The 4,934-nt window shown below is 43.6% G+C and carries 4 protein-coding genes; 1 reads left to right on the top strand and 3 read right to left on the bottom strand.

Annotated features, from left to right (window positions below; genetic code table 11):
• Positions 1–878 (bottom strand): F-box/WD40 repeat-containing protein (locus tag KDK18_RS06605; RefSeq protein ID WP_257254079.1); only part of this gene is annotated, 878 nt, incomplete at its 3' end.
• A 390-nt stretch (positions 879–1,268) separates the two neighbouring features.
• Here KDK18_RS06605 and KDK18_RS06600 point away from each other — a divergent pair.
• Positions 1,269–2,486 carry an ADP-ribosylglycohydrolase family protein gene (locus KDK18_RS06600; protein ID WP_257254078.1) on the top strand — a complete coding sequence of 406 codons (1,218 nt, stop codon included), beginning with the start codon at positions 1,269–1,271 and terminating at the stop codon, positions 2,484–2,486.
• Between the two features lie 133 nt (positions 2,487–2,619).
• Here KDK18_RS06600 and KDK18_RS06595 read toward each other — a convergent pair whose 3' ends face one another.
• Together KDK18_RS06595 and KDK18_RS06590 are read right to left on the bottom strand one after the other, a co-directional pair.
• Positions 2,620–4,140, bottom strand: coding sequence for an F-box/WD40 repeat-containing protein (locus KDK18_RS06595; protein ID WP_257254076.1), 1,521 nt, complete (start codon positions 4,138–4,140; stop codon positions 2,620–2,622).
• A 132-nt stretch (positions 4,141–4,272) separates the two neighbouring features.
• Positions 4,273–4,668 carry a hypothetical protein gene (locus tag KDK18_RS06590; protein ID WP_257254074.1) on the bottom strand — a complete coding sequence of 132 codons (396 nt, stop codon included), beginning with the start codon at positions 4,666–4,668 and terminating at the stop codon, positions 4,273–4,275.
• Positions 4,669–4,934: the final 266 nt, after the last annotated feature.

Genomic DNA, 4,934 nt, shown 5'->3' with positions numbered 1-4,934 from the left:
TCCCAGGATTCATCGGCCTTCCGGGTATGGATTTGCACAGAGTCATTTACATCTTTGACCACCAGATGGCGGCCATCGGCGCTAAAGATGGCTGATATGATCGGTAACTCATGGGTAATACTGGCTTTAAATTGCCATGATCCATCGCACCCTAAGCCAAATATTTTCGCAGTGTCATCGATGCTGGCGGTCACCACATAAAGGCTATCGGCGCTGAAGGCGGCTGAACGGACATAATGTTTATGGGCAATAATCGCTTTTAATCCCCATGATCCATCCATCTTATGGCCGTAGATGTTCGCATTGTCGCTTTCACTGACGGTCACCAGATGGCGGCCATCGGGACTGAGGGTGGCTGAGGTGTTAATTGTATTTTCGTGAATGGTGGATTTTGAAACTAAATTAAACTTTTCACAATCAGACATTAGCTTAGCCTTGGTGAAATACAACAGAGCAGGTGAATAAATACTCTTCTGACGGCGATCTTTGAGTGAGTCGACGAGTGCCTTGTCATTCGTAAATGACTGCAACCAATCACGGAGTTGATTCTCATTTTTTGTCGTAATGGCTGCTCTTAGTTGATGCTGATGATAAGAAGGAAATTGGCGATACCATGCTTTTGCCAGAGCGTTATCTTCTTTGACAGCATCGTGAAGGTGGGTGCATACCTGTTGTAAACGGTGAATATCCCGAAGCTTCAAATAGCGAAAAATAATGGAAAAGGGTAATGGAGATAAATCCAGCAATGAAGGTTTTTCCTTATTAACTAAAGCGATGGTTCTACCTGCACTGATGCCCGTTGGTGTTATTGATTGAGTGGCTATAGTGGTTATTGGGTGTTGACCTGCAATACCGCAGTTATTATTCAGTCCATCCATGCCTGGTTCTCCGAAAGTTAGATTTATCCATGATTAGAAAGCACATACAAAAAAAGATGCGATGAATTAGAGTTCGTTTTGACATAAAAGTTCATAGCGTGTTGTTAAGTACAACTAACAATAACAGGATGAACCCGCCCCCCAGGGGATGGTCTTGTAATAGCTCTTGTTGATGATGGCCGCTGATGTCCATTAAGTTTTACATTGCCTGCAGGCTATCGGGTAGCAAGACTTAATAAAGCCGCTATTATTCCCTTATCTGAATGGATCTTAGGAATATATTTAATGACCGTCCCGAGTCGAACTGAGCCAGAATGTTGTTCTGGCTCAGTTGGTTTTCAATTCTTCATTGCTCACTGCCTGTGCTTTGTTGTTTTTTTTCTGGTAATAATGCCAGCATTTGCTGTTACCCCGACCAATGCAGAGCTGGCTTTGCTTGGCACTGCCCTGGGGGATTATAAGGGAACAGTCCGGTATGGCAACGGTGCAGCCAGGCGTGGGCTATTTACCGATGATACACATAAAGCGGCTGCGATCTATAAGTTCTTTTTGGACTATTACCAAAGCTCTGGTCGCACTAATAAAAAGCACCAAAGAAAGGATAAAGGTGCACAAATTGATGTTGTCAGGCTGGCTAAGTATCAGTGTTTTTTTGCATTTCCTGATGGGCAGCGTTTTCGTTTAAAAATGGAAGATCCGATTAATGTGGAGTTAAGCGACTACGGTGCTTTTCACTCACGGTTGTTAAAAACATTCTTTCAGGGATTCAGGAATAGCACTATAACAACAAGAGGTCAGGTTCTGGGTCTTTCCGGTCAGAGTTTTCGTACAAGGTCAGGAAAGGCGGAAGGCTCTTCTGGTAATGGCGGCTGCATGGGCATTGCCACGATTGTGGCTATCCTTGATCATGATCCGTTTATCAGTGACGAGGATTTTGTCAGTCGGGTTCGGCAAACGGTTCAGGTCAGTCATAACCATGAGCAGGCCATGCAGGCTGCTGTCGTTATTGCCCTTGCTGCGAGAGTCATGATCGAAGATCGTGATGTAAGGACTGCAAACAGGGATCTGGCTAAAATAACTTTTCAGCGCATTTATAGACATGTCACTGAACCAGAAGTTCTGAAATGCCTGAGGATTGTTGAGCAACAGGTCCAGCAAAACACGTACACTCGCAACCCTGATCATGGAGAGGTTATGGCTGAGTTAAATCGCCTGATGCCTTCCAGTTCCGGTGCGGAGCGATCTCGTAAAAAAACGGGTGACAAAAAGCTCAGAGGAACCTGGGCTCCCAGTTCTGCAGCGGCCGTTTTGTATTTTCTGTTTACCGGTGACGGAACCCAGAATTCGTTGCTGCAGCAGGTAGCAGAATTTACCATCGACCAGGATACGGTTGGGGCAATGTTAATGGCACTCAGTGCTTTGCAGGAGGGTGGTTTCAGACGAAGCGAGTTTGGTTCGGAGCCGGAGCTGAAACAGTTACAGGCGTTACTTGACGATTTGCCGGAGTGGGTAGCTATAAACCCCAATGCCGTGGATTATCTGGTAGATGATGAGGATGAAAGTGAGGGCGGCACGTGTAATTGTGCCTGCGGGGGTCAGTCAATGTGAATTAAACATTGCCTTCCGGCGATCTTTTCAAAGTCAGGCTCACAACGGGTTGTTCACGGTAACCAACGAAACTGGTCTCTGATTCGGGAAAATGATCGATAAGTTTCTGACTTTTAATACAGGCTGAATGGCGTCACTCAGTGACAGCAAACAATGAATCACTAACCTGTAACTCAGTAACTTTCACTATACCGTCGTCACTGGCGGTTACCACATGGCTGCCATCGGCGCTGAAGGTAGCTGATAAGACCTTGCCTTTATGGGAAATGCTGGCTTTCTCTAACCATGACCCATCGTCTTGCTGACCGATGATTTTGGCCGTTCTGTCCATGCTGGCAGTTACCACATGGCGGCCATCAGGGCTGAAGGTGGCTGATAGAACCCAATACTTATGATAAATGATGACTTTTTCTTTCCATGGTCCATTAGCAGTGTGGCTATATATCTTTGCAGTGCCATCCCGGCTGGCGGTCACCACGAAGCGGCTATCCGGGCTGAACCTGGCTGAATTGACAGCACCACTATGAGAGATGGTGCCTTTTTTTTCCCATGATCCGTCCGTCTTCTGGCCATATATTTTCGCACTAAAATCCATACTGGCTGTTACTACATGGCATCCATCTGGGCTGAAGCTGGCTGAAATAACAGCGTCATTATGGGGAATGGTTCCGGTATTTTTCCATGAACCATCCGTTTGCTGGCAATAGATTTTCGCCCTGTTCTCGTAACTGGCGGTGACCACATAGCGGCCATCGGTGCTAAAGTTGGCTGATTCAACAGACTTATTATGTGTAAGGGTAGCTGTTAGTTTCCATGATCCATCGGTCTTCTGGCTATGGATTTTCGCTGTCGCATCCAAACCGGCGGTTACGACATGATGGCCATCGGTGCTGAAGCTGGCTGAGTAGACACTGTACTCATTGGAAATGATGGCTTTTTGTTTCCATGTGTCATCGCGTCCCAAGCCATATATTTTCGCAGTGCCATCCCAGCTGGCGGTCACCACATATTCGCCATCGAGGCTGAAAATGGCTGATGCGACTGGGTTGTCATGGGGAATAATGGTTTTTTTTACCCATGATCCATCGGTCTTGATGCTGTAGATTTTCGCTGGTTCATAGACGCAAGCGGTTACCAGATGACGGCCATCGGCACTGAGGGCGGCTGAGTTAACTCGCGTATTTTCATTAATGATGGCTTTTGTGACTAATTTAAAAGTATTGCACCCAGACATCAGCTTAGTCTTGGTGAAATACAATACAGCAGGTACATGAACACTACAATGTCGGCGCTCCATCAGTGAGTCGATTAACGCCTTATCATTCGTGAATGACTTCAACCAATCATGGAGTTGATTCTCATTTTTTGTAGTGATAGTCATCCTAAGTTGATACTGGTGTGGAGAAGAAAACTGGTGATACCATGCTTTTGCCAGGGCGTTATCTTTTTTGACAGCGGCGTGAAGGTAGGTACATGTCCGTTCTAAACTGCGAATATCTCGAAGTTTCAAATAGCTAAAAATCATGGAAAGTGATAACGAGGATAAGTCCCGTAATGATGTATTTTTCTTTTTTTCCTTGTCAGCTACAGTGATGGTCCTACCCGCATTGTTACCCTCTCGTGTGCCCAGTCTTGTTCCCTCAGGTGGTGACAAGTTTGAACCTGTATTAAAGGAATTGTTATTTATGGGCTCCATAACTGGTTTGTCCTGAATAAGCAGAAAGTTGATGCGGCATTTTTATTGAAAGTTACCGCCAATTTTATAAGGTTTCAAATAATCAACTACTTATAATTTGGCATAGTATACTTCTAAAAAAATATTATATTCTGGTTTAATATCCAAGTATCTTCTTGAAACTGAGAATATTCTGAAATAGGGATGATTACCTGAATTTCTTAAGGCTGAAAATAATGTAGGCAAAATCTTCTGGTTAAAAATAGCTTTAGAACAGGGTTTGTTTATTCTCGCTTTTACAATTTTATCAAAGGATGGTTTTGTGTTTTTTAATTCTTCCTTAATCATTATTACCATGTTTTCGTCGTCTTTAGAAAATGGTGGTGGTAAATGATTTTCACGATGTAATAAAATCAAATCATTATCTCTTTTGAATTTTTTTTGTTTTTCTATTATTGAGTCAGAATCACCCGTAATCCATTCTTCAAGGCTAAACGCATTGGCCATCGATTGTAAGATGTGAAAATTGTTATCTTCTCTATGAATAACGAAGTCATGAAAACATTCCTTTTTTTTATCAAATATACAAATCAGCTTGTGGACAAACAGGTAATCATTTTCTGGATCACCATTGATGTATGTCTTATAGATATCCTGATCGTCAACTGTAAAAATATAAGATGTTGAATAGCTTTTAGAGAAGTTTTTTTCCAGAACTGCTCTGGTTGAGGTCGTGCGAACGCTAAGGCAGATTGTAAATGTGAAAGGCTAAG

It is taken from the genome of Endozoicomonas sp. SESOKO3 (assembly GCF_024606255.1).
The sequence above is the reverse complement of the archived record's forward strand: the minus strand, read 5'-3'. Positions and strand labels throughout refer to the sequence as shown.

Coding starts and splice junctions, on each gene's coding strand:
- KDK18_RS06600 (WP_257254078.1), top strand. CDS start 1,269: ATGCCAGCATTTGCTGTTACCCCGACCAATGCAGAGCTGGCTTTGCTT.
- KDK18_RS06590 (WP_257254074.1), bottom strand. CDS start 4,668: ATGGCCAATGCGTTTAGCCTTGAAGAATGGATTACGGGTGATTCTGAC.